Origin of the sequence: Burkholderia sp. D-99 (genome assembly GCF_011605345.1) — a bacterium.
In the GTDB taxonomy this organism is placed as follows: Bacteria; Pseudomonadota; Gammaproteobacteria; order Burkholderiales; family Burkholderiaceae; genus Burkholderia.
In genome coordinates this window covers 163,368-179,621 of record NZ_JAAOXM010000009.1, presented here as the reverse complement: position 1 = coordinate 179,621, position 16,254 = coordinate 163,368, and the positions used below count along the sequence as shown (strand labels likewise).

Here is a 16,254-nt window from a genome sequence, read left to right as displayed (position 1 = left end):
GTCGGCGCCTCGCCCCGGTTCCGGTCCGTTGGGACCCACTACCGGCCGCAACGCAAGCGTGCGCTCACATCGCAGCCGGCGCGTCACACATCAGGGATTGATGTACTGGAACAACGACAGGTTCTGCAACTGCGCGTAAGCCTTCTGCGAGCCCGTCAGCGCGTTCTGCATCTGCAGGAACTGGCTGATCGTCGACACCATGTTGGTGCTCGTCAGGTCGGCCAGGTTGCTGGTGACCTGCAGCGTGTTGGTCTGGTTCACCGTCTGCATCGCCTTCACTTGCTGCACGCGGCCGCCGACCGACGCTTGCACGGTGAGGACGTTCGTCATCATGTTGTTCAGCTTCGTCGTGCCGGTGGTCATCGCGTTCTGGAGCGCTGCCGCGGCGGCGGTGTTGCTGCTGACCGGCACCTTCAGCGCGGCGATCATCGAGTCGAGCGCCGCGAACACGTCGGTGCCGGCCTTCGGCGCCGGCGTGACCGTGAACGTGTCGCCGGGGGCCGGGCTACCCGACACGGGCACCGACAGGCCGTTGCCGAGCGTGATCGCGGCGCCGGCCGAATACGGCTGCGCGGCGGTCGTGGTCGGCGGCGCGACGGTGTTGTCGGTGACCGTATAGGTCGGCGCGGCGGCCGTGCCGCCGAACGCGATCGTGAACTGGTGCGTATTGGTCGCGGCCGACGGGCTGGTGATCGACACCGCGCCGATCGTGCCCGTCCCCGTGTTGCCCGCACCAGCGACCGGCACCGGCTGGCTGCCGAGCATCGGCACCGACTGGAACACGCTCGCGCCCGTGTCGCCCTGTGCGACCGTGGTCGCGTCGGCGATCTGCACCTGCCGCGAACCGCCGTCGCCGCTGTACGTCACGCCGCCGCCCGGCGCATTCGCGAACGGCGCGGTGGTCGACTGGAAGCCCGCGAACAGGTAGTTGCCCGAGCCGTCCGTCGAGTTCGCGAGCGTCAGCAACTGGTTGCGATAGCCCTGCAGCTGCGTCGACAGTGCCGAGCGATCGCTGTCGGACAGCGAGCCGTCGCCGGCCTGGATCACGACCGTATGAATGCTGTTCAGCAGGTTGTTGACGCTGTAGAGCGTCTGGTCTTCCGCCTGCAGCGACGACAGCGCGGTGTTCTGGTTCGACGAATACTGCGACAGCGTCGCCGACGTCATCGACAGCTGCACCGCCTGCGCAGCGCCGAGCGGATTGTCGGCAGGCGTCGAGAGGCTCACGCCGCTCGAGATCTGCTGGTACAGCTGCGAGAGCTGCGCCTGCTGATCGTTCATCTGCGCGACGTTCATCTGGTAGAACTGCGTGGTGGAAATCCGCATCGCTTTGATCCCCGAAATCAGTTGAACAGGCCGAGCACGGTCTGGAACAGCGTCGACGCGGTCTGAATCACCTTCGCGTTCGCCTGGTAGAGCTGCTGGTACTGCATCAGGTTGGCCGCTTCCTCGTTCTGGTTCACGCCCGACACCGACTGCTGCGCTTGGGTGATCTGGCCGATCAGCGAGGTCTGCGCGGCGCTCGACGACTTCAGCTGGCTCGTCGTGTTGCCGATGCTGTTCACGTAGTTCGCGTACGCACCCGTCAGCGTGGTCGCGCCGTTGCCGAACGCCTTCGAGTTGACGAGCTTCGACAGCGCGAGCGCGTTGCTGCCGTCGTTCGTGCCGCCCGTGTTCGGTGCGACCTTGAACGTGTCGCCGGCCGTGGGCGTGCCCGACACCGTGACCGTGACACCGGCCGTCAGCGTGATCGGCGAGCCGGACTGGAACGGCTGCGCGGCCGTGGTCGTCGGCGGTACGGCCGTGTTGTCGGTGACCGTGTAGGTCGGGCTGGCAGTCGTGCCGCCCATCGTGATCGTGTAGTTGTGCGGGTTGGCCGCGGCCGTCGCGCTGGTGACCGACAGCCCGCCGATCGTCCCGGTACCCGTGTTCGTCGTGGTGGCTGACGGCACGAACGGCGCCGCCGCCGCGATCGCCGAGCCGTTCGACGTCGCGAGGCCGAAGCCGTTAAGCGCGCCGCGCGTCGGCAGCACGGTGAACTGGTCGCCGGGCTGCATCTTGCCGGATGCGATCGAAAAGTTCAGGCCGCTCGCCCCGCCGAGCGTAACCGGCATCGGCCCCTTCTGCTGGTCGACCACCGTGCCGGTCGCGCGGTCGGTCAGCGTGTAGTTCGTGCCGTCGTACGACAGCGTGTAATCGCTCGTAGTCGGCTGCGCCGAATTCGCGAACGACACGGACAGCGTCGCGGTGCCGGTGTTGCCCTGGTTCGCGTACGTGGCCGGCGTGCCGGTCGTGAACAGGTTGCCGCCGACGTTGCCCGACTGGTCGAGGCCGAGTGCGTTCTGCGCGTTGACCTGCGCGGCGAAGCTGGTCGCGATCGCGCCGAGCTGCGCTTCGGCCGGATCGAGCGTCTGGCTGCGGAACGCGAGCAGGCCGCCGAGCGTGCCGCCCGACAGCGACGTGCTGGACAGGGCCTGGTTCGGCCCCTGCGGGTTCGCGCCGGCGATGCCCTGCGACACGACGGTCAGCTCGCTCGGATCGGACGGCGACGTGACGGCCGCGAGCTGGTAGCTCGTGTTCGAGACGACCAGCGGCGTGCCGCCCGCGAGAAACACGCTGTAGCCGTCGCTGTTGCGCACGACCTGCACGCCCGCGAGGTTCGACAGGTTCGACACCGCGAGGTCGCGCTGGTCCATCAGCTGGTTCGGCGGCTGGCCCTGGCTGCTCGCGGACGCGATCTGCTGGTTCAGCTGGGCGATCTGCGCGGTGTACGCGTTGATCTGCGTGACGGTGCTCGAGATCTGCGTATTGACGCTCTGGCGCAGCGCGTCGTACTGCTGGCCGGCCGCGGTGATCTGGTTCGCGAGCGTCTGCGCATTGCTCATCGCGGTCTGCCGCACCGACGAGTCGGATGCGCTGTTCGCGACGTTCTGCAGCCCGGTGAAGTAGCTCGTGATCGAGGACGAGATGCCGGACGTCGGGTTGCCGACGTAGTTGTTCAGCTGCGTGACGAGCGAATACCACGTCGACAGCGCGCCGCTCTGCGTCTGCGCGCCGTTCAACTGATCGCTCAGGTATTGGCTGTACTGCCGCTGCACGGTGACGGTGTTCACGCCCTGCGGCATGTAGCCGCTGCTCGTGTACTGGCCGCTTGCCTCGGCATAGACGGGGCGTTCGACCGAATAGCCCGGCGTCGCCGCGTTGCTGATGTTCTGGCCGGTCGTCGTGAGGCCCCAGAGCGCGGCATTCAGGCCGCTGACGCCGAGGTTCATGAGTGAGTTGGACATGCGCGATCCTGATAAGCCGGCCGCACTGCGGCCGCCGGGTTGCGTGACTCCCGGTATAACGGCCGCTTCTGGAAAAAATTGAGGAAAAAATGCACGCGCGACGCGCGCTCGCACGTCGCCGGTGAAAGCGTGCGGCCGGTCGTGCCGCTTGCTCGCTCGGGCGGCCCCATGCGGGGCTGGCCGCCGCTTGCGCGTCAGGCCCGCGCGAGCGAGCGACGCTTCATCTCGAGCTGGGTGATCAGCCGCTGCAGCGTGTTCTCCGCGCTGCCCGGCAGCGACATGTAACGGAAGCCGAGCTGGTAGCGACGCGACCCGTTCGGCATCTGCGTCGAGCGCTGCGACACGAGCTGCAGGTCGAGCGACAGCTTGCCGTGGCCGGTCAGCTCGAGCTCGACGTCGGGCAGCAACGTGCCGACCTCGAGCGCCTCGACGCGTTCGTCGGCCGTGCGCAGCCCCACGCCGCCGAGCGACAGGTTATGCACTTCGAACAGGAAGCTCTCGCCGTCCGGCAGCTTGCCGCGGCACACGTACGGATCGACGACCGGCGCATCGACGCGGAAATACTCGCGGCGCTGGATGCACATCAGGACGTCGGGGAAATCGGCGACGAACGCGGGCAGCCCCTCGTAGCGCGTCTCGCGCGGCGTGCCCGTGGAGAATTCGACGCGCACGCCCTCCGGCGCGGCCGCGAACGTGCAGTGCGACGCGCCCAGGATGCCGGCGTTCTGCTCCGACAGCGCACCCCAGTCGAACGTGAACGTCCGCGCGCCGACATCCACCTCGAGCAGGCGCGTGACGAGCTGGCCGCCCGGATACTGGACGGTCAGGAAATCGCCGCGGTTCACGAGGTTGCGCAGCTGCACGCCGATTTCCAGCGGATTGCGGCGGGCATAGTCGGGCCCGGAGTGGCCTGCATCCAGGCTGGGGTCCGTCGACGTTTCGATATTCATGGCTAGCCGGTCTTTCTTGTCATGGGCGCCCGGGCAACCGGTGCGCAATAAAACCGGGCCAGAACGGGGGCCCGGTCGCAGGTCTCTCACACTTAGCGGCAGTGCTGACCGAAAGTTTAGATCGAAACGGGGATTTTTTTCGCGCAAACGTTGAAACCGCGCGCGGCGGGCTGCCGGGCGCGGTCCAGAGGGGATGACAGCGGTAGCCGACGGGGCCGTCAGCCGATCTGCTGCATGATCGAAATCAGCTTCTTCGCGTAGTTCGGGTCGGTCGCGTAGCCGGCCTTCTGCATTCCGTGCGCGAAGCCTTCGACGCTGCGGCTCGCGCTCAGCACGCCCGAGTAGCGTGGATTGTTCTTCAGCAGGCTCGCGTAATCGGTCATCGCGTGCTCGTACGAATCGTACGCGCGGAACTTCGCGACCACGCGGCGCGGCGTGCCGTTCACGTATTCCGTCGTCAGCGCCGACACCGTGCGGCCGGTCCAGCCCTTGGTCGCCTTGATGCCGAACACGTTGTAGCTCGTCGAGCCGTCGTTCGCGCGGATCTCGCGCTTGCCCCAGCCCGATTCGAGCGCGGCCTGGCCGACGATGAAGCGCGCCGGGATGCCGGTCGACGCGCTGGCCGCCTGCGCGGGGCCCGCGAGCCGGTCGACGAACGCGTCGGCGTCCTGCACGCCGCTCGCGCCCTTCAGCGGCGGCGTCAGCGCGCTGCCGGCCGAGTAGCCGCGCGTGCCGGCGAGCCCGCCGTTGTTCGCCGCGTTCGCGTAGGCCTTCGCCATCGCGTTCATCGCGGCGAGGCCGCCTTCGTTACCGGACGTGCCGAGGCCGCCCGCGCCCAGGCCGCCCGCGCCGACGTCGGCCGCCGTGTCGCTGCCCGCGCCTTGCCCCGCATTGCGCAGAAGTTGCTTCATCAGCGCGTCGGCGACGCCGATCCCGCGCGTCGACATCTGCTGCGCGAGCTGCTGGTCGAGCATCGACGTGTACAGCTTCGACGTATGCGAATCGAACAGCCCGCCGTCGGGCGACGCGTCGCGCATGCTCTTGAGCATCATCTGCGTGAACATCGCGTCGAACTGGCCGGCGACCGCCTTCGCGCCGGCCTGCGGCGACTGCTTCGCCTGCGCGCGCAGTGCGTCGAAACCCTGCACGTCGAGCGCAAAGCGCTGCGTGAGGTCGTTCGCGTTCGGGAGAGAGGCTGCCATTTAGATGATCTCCAGGTCGGCGCGCAGCGCGCCGGCGGCCTTCATCGCCTGCAGGATCGACATCAGGTCCGCGGGCGTCGCGCCGAGCGTGTTCAGCGCCTTCACGACGTCGGCGAGATTCGCGCCGGCCGTCACCATCTTCAGCGCGCCGTTGTCCTGCTTGAGCTGGATCTGCGACTGCTGCGCCACCACCGTCTGCCCGTTCGAGAACGGACCCGGCTGCGACACCACCGGCTGCGTGTTGACGACGACCGACAGGTTGCCGTGCGCGACCGCGCAGCTCTGCAGCGTGACCATCTGGTTCATCACGATCGAGCCGGTGCGCGCGTTCAGGATCACCTTCGCCGCGGCCTTGTCCGGGCTGACGTCGAGGTTCTGCAGCCGGGCCATGAACGCGACCTGCTGCGCCGAATCGGCCGGCGCGGCGAGCTGGATCGTGCGGCCGTCGAGTGCGGTCGCGGTGCCCGGGCCGAAGCTCGAATTGACCGCGGACACGATCCGCTGCGCGGTGCCGTAGTCCATGTCGTTCAGTTGCAGCTGCAGCACGCCGTTCATCTGCGCGATCGCGTTCGGCACCGCGCGCTCGACGATCGCGCCGCCGACGATCCGGCCGGCCGCGAGCTGGTTGACCTGCACGCGGCTGCCGTTCGCGCTGGCGCCTGCGCCGCCGACCGCCATGTTGCCCTGCGAGAGCGCATACACCTGGCCGTCCGCGCCTTTCAGCGGCGTGAGCAGCAGCGTGCCGCCGCGCAGGCTCTTGGCGTTGCCGAGCGACGATACCGTCACGTCGAGCGCCTCGCCCGGCCGCGCGAACGGCGGCAGCGTGGCGGTCACCATCACGGCCGCGACGTTCTTCAGCTGCATGTTGCTCAGTTGCGATGCGCCGCCGTTGGCCGAGCCGTTGTTGATCGAGATGCCGAGGTTCGCGAGCATGTTCGCGAGCGTCTGCGTCGTGAACGGCGTCTGCATCGTCTGGTCGCCCGTGCCGTCGAGACCGACGACGAGGCCATAGCCGATCAGCGGGTTGTCGCGCACGCCCTGGATCTGCGCGAGATCCTTCAGGCGTTCCGCGTGCGCGGGCGCCGCGCCGAACAGGCAGGCCGCGGCCACGGCCGCGAACACGGCGGCGAGCCGCGCGGCGGTATGCGCGCGGGCCGACAGGCGGTCGAGAAGCGTCTTCTGCATCGTCATCACCACGGCGCGATGTTGAGGAAGAAGCGCTGCAGCCAGCCCATCGTCTCGGCTTCGTTGATGTAGCCCTTCGCCGAATATTCGATCTTCGCGTCGGCGACCTGCGTCGAGTAGACCGAGTTCGCGCCCGAGATCGTGTTCGGGTTCACGACGCCCGAGAAGCGCACGAATTCGTTGCCCTGGTTGATCAGCATCTGCTTCTCGCCGCTGACCACCAGGTTGCCGTTCGGCAGCACGCCGGTGACGGTCACCGTGATCGTGCCGTTGAACGTGTTCGCCGCGCTCGCGCCGCCGGTCGCCGCGAACTTGTTGTCGCCGGTCGCGGACAGGTTCGCCTTCGCGAACAGCCCGCCGAGGAAGCCGGCGGTCGGCACGTTGAAGTCGGTGTTGCCCTGCCGGTTCGTGTTCGCGCCCGACGACTTGGTCGCGTTGATGTTCTCCGCGATCATGATCGTCAGGATGTCGCCGACGTTGCGCGGCCGCTGATCCTCGAAGAGCGGCCGCCCCGCGTAGCCGGGGTTGTAGATCGAGCCGGGCGCCTGCATCGACATCGGCCTCGGCGGCTGCGCCGTCATCGGCTGCTGGATGATCGGGTCGTGCGGGATCTGCGCGCAACCGGCGGCGAGCGCCGCCACCGCGACCGCGCATGCGGCGCGGACGGTGGCTGACGGGAGGAGGCGAACCTGCTTCATGGCGACGACGGGACTTTCCGGTTAGCTCTTCATCTGCGTGACGGTCTGCAGCATCTGGTCGGACGTCGTCACGGCCTTACTGTTGATCTCGTAGGCACGCTGCGTCTGGATCATGTTGACGAGCTCCTGCACGACGTTCACGTTCGACGCTTCGACGTAGTTCTGGTTGAGCACGCCCGCGCCGTTCAGGCCCGGCTGCGACACGTTCGGCGCGCCCGACGACGTCGTCTCGGAGAACAGGTTCTCGCCGCGCGCCTCGAGGCCGGCCGGGTTGATGAAGGTCGCGATCTGCAGCGCGCCGATCTGCACCGAATTGGTCGAGCCCGCCTGCGTGACCGTCACCACGCCGTCCTTGCCGATCGTCAGCGACGTCGCGTTCTGCGGGATCGTGATCGCCGGCAGGATCTGGTAGCCGCTCGACGTGACGAGCTGGCCCTGCGCGTTGGTCTGGAACGAGCCGTCGCGCGTGTACGCGTTCGTGCCGTCCGGCATCACCACCTGGAAGAAGCCCGCGCCGTTGATCGCGACGTCCTTCGAGTTGCCGGTCTGCGTGAGGCCGCCCTGCGTGTACAGGCGCTCGGTCGCGACCTGCTGCACGCCGGTGCCGAGCTGCAGGCCCGACGGCAGCTCGGTCTGCTGCGTCGAGTTCGCGCCGGGCTGGCGGATGGTCTGGTACAGCAGATCCTCGAACACCGCGCGCGACGCCTTGAAGCCGTTCGTGCTGGTGTTCGCGAGGTTGTTCGAAATCACGTCCATCTGCGCCTGCTGCGCATTCATGCCGGTGGCGGCGATGTAGAGCGAACGGTTCACTTGTCGATTCTCCTGCGTAAGCTGGCGCGGGCGCTCAGCTGAAGTTGAGCAGCTGGTTCGCCGACTGCTCGTTCTGGTCGGCCGTCTGGATCAGCTTCGACTGAAGCTGGAACGCGCGCGCGTTGTCGATCATCGCGACCATCGCGGTCACCGGGTTGACGTTGCTGCCTTCGAGCGAATTCGGCGTGACGACCACGTTCGGGTCGGCGTCGGCCGGATTGCCGTCGGCGGTGCGGAACAACCCGTCGTTGCCGCGCGTGAGCGTGGCCGGATCGGGATTCACGAGCTTCATCTGGTCGACGATCGCGACCGCCGTCGGCGGGTCGCCCGGCATCAGCGCGGACACCGTGCCGTCCTTGCCGATCGTCACTTCCGCGTTCGGCGGCACCGAGATCGGGCCGCCGTTGCCGACCACCGGCAGGTTGCTCGCGTTGACGAGCTGGCCGTTCTCGTCGACGTGCAGGTTGCCGGCGCGCGTGTACGCCTCGCTGCCGTCGGCCGCCTGCACCGACAGCCAGCCGGCGCCCTGCACGGCGACGTCGAGCGGGTTGCCGGTACGCGTGATCGGACCCGGTGCGTAATCGGCGCCGGGCGTCGACGCGAGCACGTAGGTGCGCGTCGTCGTCGGGTCGATCGTGCTGCCGTCGCCGAAATTCATCGGCACCGCGCGATACGTCGCGAGCTGCGCGCGAAAGCCCGTCGTCGACGCGTTCGCGAGGTTGTTCGCGACGATCGCCTGCTGGTCGAGCGACTGCGACGCACCTGTCATCGCCGTGTAGATCAGTCGGTCCATGGCTGAGCGTTATCCGCGCTTACAGGTTGATGAGCGTCTGGTCGACGGTCTGCTGCGTCTTGATCGTCTGCGCGTTCGCCTGGTAGTTGCGCTGCGCGGTGATCAGGTTGACGAGCTGCGACGTGAGGTCGACGTTCGAGCTCTCGAGCGCGCTGCCCTGCAGCGTGCCGTGGTTCGTGCTGCCCGGCGCCGAGACCTGCGGCACGCCCGACGCGGAGCTCTCCGCGTACTGGTTGCCGCCGAGGTTCACCAGCCCGTTCGGGTTGTTGAAGTTCGCGAGCACGATCTGGCCGAGCACGGCGGTCTGGCCGTTCGAGTAGTTGCCGGTCAGCTTGCCGTCGGTGCCGATCGTGTAGGTCGTCAGCGTGCCGCTCGCGTAGCCGTCTTGCGCGAGGTTGTTCACGCCGTCCTTGCCGCCGTACTGCGTCGTGCCGGTCAGGTCGAGCGTGAGGTTCTGCGGCGTCGCCGAGCCGTCGGTGTTCGGCACCGTGAACTGGAACTGGCCGAGCGACGTGGTCGGCGTGGCCGGCGTGCCCGTCGTCGTGCTCTGGATCGCGCCCGACGAGTTGAACGTGACCGTACCGAGGTCGGTCGTCGCGCCACCCTGCACGCCCGCGTATGCTTCCCACGTGCCGGCCGCCGACTTCACGAAATACATGTTGACCGCTTGCGAGCCGCCGAGCGAGTCGTATACCTGGATCGACGTCGAGTAGTTGTACGTCGTGTTGTCGGTCGCGCTGAACGGCGTCTTGGCCGGCACCGTGTCCTGCGAGTTCAGGTTGAACTGGGCGGAGATCTTGGTCGTCGCGGTCGGCGCGATGTTGGTCGTCGGCGCCTGCAGCGGCACGGTCTGCGCGGTGTTGATCACGCCGCCCGCGTTGGCCATGTAGCCCATCAGGTTGCGGCCTTGCGAGTCGATGATGTAGCCGTTCTTGTCGCGCTGGAACGTGCCGTCGCGCGAATACGTCGTCACGCCGTTGTTCGACATCTGGAAGAAGCCGTTGCCGTTGATCGCGACGTCGAGCGACGAGTTCGTCGTGGTGACCCCGCCCTGGCTGAAGTTCTGCTCGACCGAGTTCAGCGCCGTACCGATGCCGATCTGCGTGTTGGTCGACGTCGCGACCGAGTTCGCGTACATGTCGGCGAACTGCGCGGTGCTCGACTTGAAGCCGACCGTGTTCGCGTTCGCGATGTTGTTGCCGATCACGTCGAGCGCGTTCGATGCACCCGAGAGGCCGCTCAGACCCTGTTGATAACCCATTTCGGTCTCCGTTTCGAGAATGCTCGATCAGTATCAGTTGGTGGTGGTGCCGCCGGACGAGGACGAAGACGACGCGGACGACGTGGTGTTCGGGAAGATCGACGCGACCTGGGACAGCCCCACCGTCGTGCCGTTCGACAGCACGAGCCCCGCCGTGCCGTCCGCCTGCTTGATCACGCTCTGCACGGTCGAGGCCGCGAGCGTCGTGGCCGGCTGCGGCGTGCCGTTGCTGTCGGTGTACGACGCGGTGACGGTGTACTTGCCGTCCGGCAGTGCGTTGCCCGCCGAGTCGGTCGGCTTCCAGTTGAACGGCACGGTGCCGGCCGACTGCGCGCCCGCGTTGATCGTGTTCACCACGGTGCCCGCCGCGTTCTTCACGGTGATCGTCAGGTTCGACACCGAACTCGCCAGCGACACGCCGAACGGCGACGCCGCGCCGCTCTTCACCGCAACCGCGTTGCCCGGCGCGAGCACGTTCGTGCCGATCAGCATCGCGGCCTGCGTCTGCTGGCCGGCCGTGAGCTGCGTCGACAGCGACGTGAGCGACGTATTCAGCTGCGCGATGCCGCTCACCGTGTTGATCTGCGCGAGCTGCGAGGTCATCTGCGAGCTGTCGACCGGGCTGGTCGGATCCTGGTTCTGCAATTGCGTGACGAGCAGCTTCAGGAACGTCGCCTGCAGGTCGCTCGCCGACGTGCCGTTGGTCGACGACACGTTGTTGGTGTTCATCGTGTCGGTCGGCAGGTTCGACACGCTCGTGCCGTTGCTGCCGATCGTCGTGCTGGAGGAAGCCATCGTGGGTAACCTTCTGTCTGAACTTTCGGAACTGTCGGGTCTGTAAGGTCGGTTGGCGTTCGGCTTACGAGCCGATCGTCAGCGTCTTGAGCATCAGCGTCTTCGCGGTGTTCAGCGTCTCGACGTTGGCCTGGTACGAGCGCGACGCCGAGATCATGTTCACCATCTCCTGCACCGGATCGACGTTCGGCATCTGCACGTAGCCGTTCGAGTCGGCGGCCGGGTTCGACGGGTCGTAGGTCGACTTCATCGGCGACGGGTCGTCCATCACCTTCGTCACGCGCACGCCGCCCACACCCTGGCCGGACGCGGTGCGCGCGCCGCCGATCGGGTCGGTCGCAAACACGACCTGCTTGGCCTTGTACGGCTTGCCGTCGGGGCCGGTCGCGCTGTCGGCGTTCGCGAGGTTCGACGCGGTGACGTTCAGGCGCTGCGACTGCGCGGACAGCGCCGAGCCGGCGACGCCGAAGATGTTCATCAACGAAGGCATGAAAGCTCCTTTTGCTCGGATTCGGAGGCGGTGCGCGCCGTCACTGGTTCGTCGAGATCGCGGCGATCATCGCCTTGATCTGCTGGGTCATCACGGTCATCCCGGTCTGGTAGTGCAGCGCGTTGTTCGCGAACTGCACGCGCTCGACGTCGAGATCGACCGTGTTGCCGTCGAGCGACGGCTGCAGCGGCATCCGGTACTGCGCGCGGCCGTAGTCGTCCGCCGGGCCGCCCGTCGGGATCAGCTTCGCGGTGCCGGCCATGTGGCCCGCCGCCGTTGACACCATCGACATGCCGCTCGTCACGCCGGCCGGCTGCGTCATCGGCAGTTGCCCGGCATTGCTCGGCGCGAGGCCGCCGCCCGCCTGCTTCAACGAGCGCGCGAGCGTCGACGCGAAATCGACGTCGCGGGCCTGATAGCCGGGCGTGTCGGAGTTCGCGATGTTCGACGACAGCAGTTCCTGCCGGTAGGCGCGCACGTCGAGCGCCTGTCGGCTGAACGCGAATTCCGCATCGAGTTTGTCCAGCATGTGTGCGTCTCTCCGTATGAAGCGCTGCACGCCCCTCGCGCCGGATGGCGACCCGAGAGGCTTTTTTCCATGACAGCGATGGTAGGCGCCGGACGCAACCGGCAATCGGGCGAATAACGCGGCAAAGGCCCCCTCTATTCATCGTTTGCGCGACGGCCCCGCTCCCTAGAATGCGAAGCGGAGCAACGGATCGGGGATACGGCGATGACTGGCAGCGCACTTCGCGGCAGGAACGGGCGGCTCACGCACGTCCGGCGTGCGTTTGCGCGTGCATTTGCGCTCGCTGCGGCGCTTTGGATCGCCGCCCCGGCCGCACAAGCGGACGACGGGATGATCGTGATTCCCGGACGCGGCGAGACGGCCGAAACCGCGCTCGCGCACGCCAATGCGGCGAGCAGCGGGCCGTTCGGCGGGAATGCGGCGACGGGTTCAGTCCTGGCGCCGGACGCGGGTCGCGCGGCGAGCGGCGCGGGTGCCGGCGCTGCCGGCTACGCGCCGCAACCGGCCGGCACGATGGTCGTGACGACCGTCCCGCCGCCGGCTCCTGCGCCGGCCGCTGCGCCTCGCCCCGTCTACGCAGCCGCCCGCACGAACGCCGGATACGGCACGCCGCGCGCCGCCGATCCGAATGCGATCGCGACGGTCGTCGCCGGCACGGCCGAGCCCGCGTCGAATCCCTCACGGCCCGCCCCGCAGCCGGCGATCGCCGCGCGCGTGGCGGCGGCCCGCGCCGCGTCGGCCTTACCGGCGCCGCGCACGACGGCAGGTTCCGCCAACCCGGCCCCGGCGGCCAATGCCGCTAATGCGGCCAATGCGGCCCAGCCCGTGACACCGCCCGGCCAGCAGGATCCCGAGTCGATCCGCCGCGCGGCCCTCGCGTTCCTGCAGCAACAGATCGCGGGCCTGCCCGGCAAGCCCTCCGCGACGGTCACGACCGCGTTTCCGCGCGGGCTCGCCGCGTGCACGACGCTCGAACCGTTCCTGCCGACCGGCGCGCGCCTGTGGGGCCGCACGACGGTCGGCGTGCGCTGCGCGGGCGAGCGGCCGTGGACCGTCTACCTGCAGGCGAAAGTCACCGTGCAGGCCACTTATTACGTCGCCGCGCGCCAGATCGCGCCCGGCGAGCCGCTCTCCGCGGCCGACCTGGTCGCCCGCGACGGCGACCTGACGGTGCTGCCGCTCGCGGTGATCACCGATCCGGCGCAGGCGATCGGCTCGACCGCGCTCGCGCGCATCTCGGCCGGGCTGCCGCTGCGGCAGGACCTGCTGAAGAGCGCGGCGTCGGTGTCGGCCGGCCAGACGGTGCGGGTCGTCGCGGCCGGGCCCGGTTTCACGATTTCGGCCGAGGGCAGCGCGCTGGCAAACGCCGCGCCCGGCCAGTCGGTACGGGTGCGAATGGCGGCGGGCCAGATCGTCACGGCGATCGTCAAGGACGCCGGCACCGTGGAAATTCCGTTATAGGGACGGATCTCGCCGCAAGAGTGTAAAGAATTGTTTATTCGGAGCATTTCGGGCTCGCGATGCTAAAGTTCGGGCCGACCCGGCCGTTATCTGGGTCAAACCGAACAGGAAACCCATCGTGAAGATCGATTCCACTCCGAACCCGAGCCCCCTGGCGCCGACCGGCAACGGCGCGACCCGTGCGCAATCCGGCACGGCCTCGTCTTCGTCCGCGCAAGCGGGCGATGCAGGGTCGACCGGCGGCGACACGACCGTGAACCTGTCGGGTCTGTCCGGCCAGCTGCGTTCGGTATCCGCGTCCGGCAATGGCGACATCGACACGGGCCTGGTCCAGTCGATCAAGGACGCGCTGAACAACGGCACGCTGACGATCGACGCGAACAAGATTGCCGACGGCGTATTGAATACCGCCCGCGAGCTGCTGCAGCAGCAGCGCCCGGGCAGCTGAAGCCGGCCTAGGGCCTGCTCACGCTAATAACGGGCTTGCGCTGGCCACCAGAAGGGCCGAGCGCAAGGATTGCGACGAAGCGAATACTCGACGTATTCGCGAGGAGTATGACGCAGCGATCGGCCCTTCTGGTGGCCAGCCCCACAACGGATTTTTTCCAATCAGGGGAACGAGCCTTGCCGGCCGCATTGCGGCGTCGCGCGTCGCTTGTTTGGCTCGGCCAAACGGCGCTCCTTGCTCCTTGCACTGCAGCCGGCAAGGCTCGTTCGCAAGCCCGTTATTAGCGTGAGCAGGCCCTGGCCGGTCCCCCGGTTTGCCGGCGCCCAACCCGCGCCGGCGCGACGAGCATGACGCGATGAGAGAAGAGCTGCTGGCCACGGTCAACGACGAACACGCGACGGTCGAGGCGTTCGCGTCCCTGCTCGCCTACGAGGAAAAGGCGCTGACGATGGCCCAGCCGCTCGAGATGCTGCCCGGGATCGTCGAGAAGAAGAGCGAGCTGATCGACCGGCTCGCGCAGCTCGAACGCACGCGCGACACCCAGCTTTCCGCACTCGGCTTTCCGTCCGGCAAGAAGGGGATGGACCAGGCCGCCGAGCGCGATGCACGCCTCGCCGGCCGCTGGCAGCTGCTGCAACAGTCCGCCGAACGCGCGCGCCAGGCCAATGCGAACAACGGGATGCTGATCCGGATCCGGATGGACTACAACGAGCGCGCGCTCGCGGTACTGCGCTCGGCGCCCGCGCCGGCCGGCGTCTATGGCCCCGACGGGCGCGTGTCGGCACTCACGCGCTGAAACACTGACTGACCGGCGGCGGCGCCGCCGCTACCGTCCCTGCCGCACCTCGTAGCACCCCGCCGCCGTTCGCGGCATCTCAAGTTTCGACAGACCGGGCTCGAACCCGGCAACCACGGTCCCTTCCGATACACGGCTGCGCAGCCGCGCCGCCGTTCCGTCACAACAATCAGAAGAGGGCCGCATGCCATATTTCCGCATTCCGTTGCCATACCGCGTCGCCGCCGTTTCCGCCGTCGCGGCGCTGGGCGCCGCATTGACGCTCCCCGCCGCGCAGGCCGCCGGCCCCGCGCCGCTGCCCACGCCGACGGGCGACATGTCGATGTCGCCGGCCGGCCCCGACATCGTGCCGCCGGCCGCATCGAGCACACCCGGCGCGACGCCGCGCGCGTCGCGCCGCGGGTCCGACACCTACACCTACCTGCGCTGCTGGTACCGGATCGACGCCGATCCGCTGAAGCCGGCCGCGACCTACGAATGGGCGCGCGACCCGGCCGGCGGCGACTGGTATCGCGTGTCCGGCTACTGGTGGGCGGGCGGCATCACGCAGTGGAAGAACATGTTCTACAGCACGACGGCGCAGGACACACTCGCCGACGTATGCCGCAAGACGCTGGCCGCGAAGGGCATCAAGTCCGACCTCGTGCAGGCGGTCGCGGCGAACAACGCGCTGTCGTTCAACTACACGGTGTGGACCGTCGACGCCGCGCAGCAGGACGCGCGCGTCAACAAGCTGATCGTGTTCGGCGACAGCCTGTCCGACACGCAGAACATGTTCAACGCGAGCCAGTGGAAGCTGCCGAACGCCACGAGCTGGCAGGCGGGACGCTTCAGCAACGGCCCGGTGTGGGCGGAATATCTCGCGAACGCGCTGCGGCTTCCGTTCTACAACTGGGCGATCGGCGGTGCGGCGACCGACCAGTACCTCGTCGTGCCGGGGCTCGTGCAGCAGATCGACTCGTGGCGCGAATACATGGATCGCGCGCCGGACTACCGGCCCGCCAACACGCTGTTCGCGGTGTTCGCGGGCGGCAACGACCTGGTGAACTACGGGCGCTCGCCCGAGCAGGCGGCGAATGCGGTGCGCGACAGCCTCGAGCGGCTCGCCGCGGCCGGCGCGACGCGGATCATGCTCGTCACGCTGCCGGACGTGTCGCGCGCCCCGGTGTTCACGACCCGCACCGACACGGCGAGCGTCGCCGCGCAGGTCAAGGACTACAACCAGCGCCTCGCCGACGCGGCCGCCGCGCTGCGCGCGCGCTACGGCGCGACGTTGCGGCTCGAGGTGTTCGATGCGTACGCGCTGTTCGACGACCTGCTGAACCACCCGACCCAATACGGCTTCGACGACGCGAAGCGCGCATGCCTCGACATCCCGAAACCGTCGTCGCTCACCTACCTGAGTGCGCAGACGCCGCGTGCGGACTGCCGCGACCCGGCGCGCTTCGTGTTCTGGGACACGCTGCACCCGACGACACGCACGCATGCGTGGCTCGCCGAGCGGATCGCGCCGTTCGTGCGGGCGCGCCTGCTGAACTGACCGGCGCGG

The 16,254-nt window shown here is 68.3% G+C and carries 16 protein-coding genes; 4 read left to right on the top strand and 12 right to left on the bottom strand.

The window, feature by feature from the left end; all coding sequences use genetic code 11:
- Window positions 1–90 precede the first annotated feature (90 nt).
- From flgL to HAV18_RS27760, 12 genes are all read right to left on the bottom strand, one after another.
- Window positions 91–1,326: a flagellar hook-associated protein FlgL gene (gene flgL, locus HAV18_RS27815; protein WP_166962609.1), complete on the bottom strand. Its 1,236-nt coding sequence runs from the start codon at window positions 1,324–1,326 to the stop codon at window positions 91–93.
- 17 nt (window positions 1,327–1,343) lie between these two features.
- On the bottom strand, window positions 1,344–3,287 hold the full coding sequence (gene flgK, locus HAV18_RS27810; protein ID WP_166962607.1) for a flagellar hook-associated protein FlgK: 1,944 nt from the start codon (window positions 3,285–3,287) through the stop codon (window positions 1,344–1,346).
- A 194-nt stretch (window positions 3,288–3,481) separates the two neighbouring features.
- Complete coding sequence (locus HAV18_RS27805; RefSeq protein WP_021164374.1) at window positions 3,482–4,237, bottom strand: flagellar brake protein; 756 nt, start codon at window positions 4,235–4,237, stop codon at window positions 3,482–3,484.
- A 218-nt stretch (window positions 4,238–4,455) separates the two neighbouring features.
- Entirely contained in the window at window positions 4,456–5,439 is a 984-nt protein-coding gene (gene flgJ, locus HAV18_RS27800) for a flagellar assembly peptidoglycan hydrolase FlgJ (RefSeq protein WP_166962605.1), read from the bottom strand.
- On the bottom strand, window positions 5,440–6,624 hold the full coding sequence (locus HAV18_RS27795; protein WP_166962603.1) for a flagellar basal body P-ring protein FlgI: 1,185 nt from the start codon (window positions 6,622–6,624) through the stop codon (window positions 5,440–5,442).
- Window positions 6,625–6,629: 5 nt separating this feature from the next.
- A complete protein-coding gene (gene flgH / locus HAV18_RS27790; protein ID WP_166962601.1) occupies window positions 6,630–7,322 on the bottom strand; it encodes a flagellar basal body L-ring protein FlgH in 693 nt (230 codons plus the stop codon).
- A gap of 21 nt (window positions 7,323–7,343) precedes the next feature.
- Entirely contained in the window at window positions 7,344–8,132 is a 789-nt protein-coding gene (flgG, locus tag HAV18_RS27785; protein ID WP_166962600.1) for a flagellar basal-body rod protein FlgG, read from the bottom strand.
- A gap of 34 nt (window positions 8,133–8,166) precedes the next feature.
- A complete protein-coding gene (gene flgF / locus HAV18_RS27780; protein WP_166962598.1) occupies window positions 8,167–8,925 on the bottom strand; it encodes a flagellar basal-body rod protein FlgF in 759 nt (252 codons plus the stop codon).
- 19 nt (window positions 8,926–8,944) lie between these two features.
- Window positions 8,945–10,186, bottom strand: coding sequence for a flagellar hook protein FlgE (flgE, locus tag HAV18_RS27775; protein ID WP_166962596.1), 1,242 nt, complete (start codon window positions 10,184–10,186; stop codon window positions 8,945–8,947).
- Between the two features lie 33 nt (window positions 10,187–10,219).
- On the bottom strand, window positions 10,220–10,981 hold the full coding sequence (gene flgD, locus HAV18_RS27770; RefSeq protein ID WP_166962594.1) for a flagellar hook assembly protein FlgD: 762 nt from the start codon (window positions 10,979–10,981) through the stop codon (window positions 10,220–10,222).
- A gap of 64 nt (window positions 10,982–11,045) precedes the next feature.
- A complete protein-coding gene (gene flgC, locus HAV18_RS27765) occupies window positions 11,046–11,471 on the bottom strand; it encodes a flagellar basal body rod protein FlgC (RefSeq protein WP_011353470.1) in 426 nt (141 codons plus the stop codon).
- A gap of 40 nt (window positions 11,472–11,511) precedes the next feature.
- Window positions 11,512–12,000, bottom strand: coding sequence for a flagellar basal body rod protein FlgB (locus HAV18_RS27760; RefSeq protein ID WP_166962592.1), 489 nt, complete (start codon window positions 11,998–12,000; stop codon window positions 11,512–11,514).
- A 204-nt stretch (window positions 12,001–12,204) separates the two neighbouring features.
- Between HAV18_RS27760 and flgA the strand changes: the two genes are divergently transcribed.
- The 4 genes from flgA (at window position 12,205) to HAV18_RS27740 (ending at window position 16,245) form a co-directional block, all read left to right on the top strand.
- Window positions 12,205–13,461, top strand: a complete 1,257-nt coding sequence (gene flgA, locus HAV18_RS27755; protein ID WP_166962590.1) for a flagellar basal body P-ring formation chaperone FlgA — start codon at window positions 12,205–12,207, stop codon at window positions 13,459–13,461.
- A 118-nt stretch (window positions 13,462–13,579) separates the two neighbouring features.
- Window positions 13,580–13,909 carry a flagellar biosynthesis anti-sigma factor FlgM gene (gene flgM / locus HAV18_RS27750; protein ID WP_166962588.1) on the top strand — a complete coding sequence of 110 codons (330 nt, stop codon included), beginning with the start codon at window positions 13,580–13,582 and terminating at the stop codon, window positions 13,907–13,909.
- A 355-nt stretch (window positions 13,910–14,264) separates the two neighbouring features.
- The gene (locus tag HAV18_RS27745) at window positions 14,265–14,705 is read left to right on the top strand and encodes a flagella synthesis protein FlgN (RefSeq protein ID WP_166962587.1); all 441 of its coding nucleotides are present in this window, start codon (window positions 14,265–14,267) and stop codon (window positions 14,703–14,705) included.
- Window positions 14,706–14,889: 184 nt separating this feature from the next.
- Complete coding sequence (locus HAV18_RS27740; RefSeq protein ID WP_166962585.1) at window positions 14,890–16,245, top strand: SGNH/GDSL hydrolase family protein; 1,356 nt, start codon at window positions 14,890–14,892, stop codon at window positions 16,243–16,245.
- The last annotated feature ends 9 nt before the right edge of the window (window positions 16,246–16,254 follow it).

What these genes read in the sequence shown, in the direction of transcription:
- flgL (WP_166962609.1), bottom strand. Translation starts at nt 1,326, where the DNA reads ATGCGGATTTCCACCACGCAGTTCTACCAGATGAACGTCGCGCAGATG.
- flgK (WP_166962607.1), bottom strand. Translation starts at nt 3,287, where the DNA reads ATGTCCAACTCACTCATGAACCTCGGCGTCAGCGGCCTGAATGCCGCG.
- HAV18_RS27805 (WP_021164374.1), bottom strand. Translation starts at nt 4,237, where the DNA reads ATGAATATCGAAACGTCGACGGACCCCAGCCTGGATGCAGGCCACTCC.
- flgJ (WP_166962605.1), bottom strand. Translation starts at nt 5,439, where the DNA reads ATGGCAGCCTCTCTCCCGAACGCGAACGACCTCACGCAGCGCTTTGCG.
- HAV18_RS27795 (WP_166962603.1), bottom strand. Translation starts at nt 6,624, where the DNA reads ATGCAGAAGACGCTTCTCGACCGCCTGTCGGCCCGCGCGCATACCGCC.
- flgH (WP_166962601.1), bottom strand. Translation starts at nt 7,322, where the DNA reads ATGAAGCAGGTTCGCCTCCTCCCGTCAGCCACCGTCCGCGCCGCATGC.
- flgF (WP_166962598.1), bottom strand. Translation starts at nt 8,925, where the DNA reads ATGGACCGACTGATCTACACGGCGATGACAGGTGCGTCGCAGTCGCTC.
- flgE (WP_166962596.1), bottom strand. Translation starts at nt 10,186, where the DNA reads ATGGGTTATCAACAGGGTCTGAGCGGCCTCTCGGGTGCATCGAACGCG.
- flgD (WP_166962594.1), bottom strand. Translation starts at nt 10,981, where the DNA reads ATGGCTTCCTCCAGCACGACGATCGGCAGCAACGGCACGAGCGTGTCG.
- flgC (WP_011353470.1), bottom strand. Translation starts at nt 11,471, where the DNA reads ATGCCTTCGTTGATGAACATCTTCGGCGTCGCCGGCTCGGCGCTGTCC.
- HAV18_RS27760 (WP_166962592.1), bottom strand. Translation starts at nt 12,000, where the DNA reads ATGCTGGACAAACTCGATGCGGAATTCGCGTTCAGCCGACAGGCGCTC.
- flgA (WP_166962590.1), top strand. Translation starts at nt 12,205, where the DNA reads ATGACTGGCAGCGCACTTCGCGGCAGGAACGGGCGGCTCACGCACGTC.
- HAV18_RS27745 (WP_166962587.1), top strand. Translation starts at nt 14,265, where the DNA reads ATGAGAGAAGAGCTGCTGGCCACGGTCAACGACGAACACGCGACGGTC.
- HAV18_RS27740 (WP_166962585.1), top strand. Translation starts at nt 14,890, where the DNA reads ATGCCATATTTCCGCATTCCGTTGCCATACCGCGTCGCCGCCGTTTCC.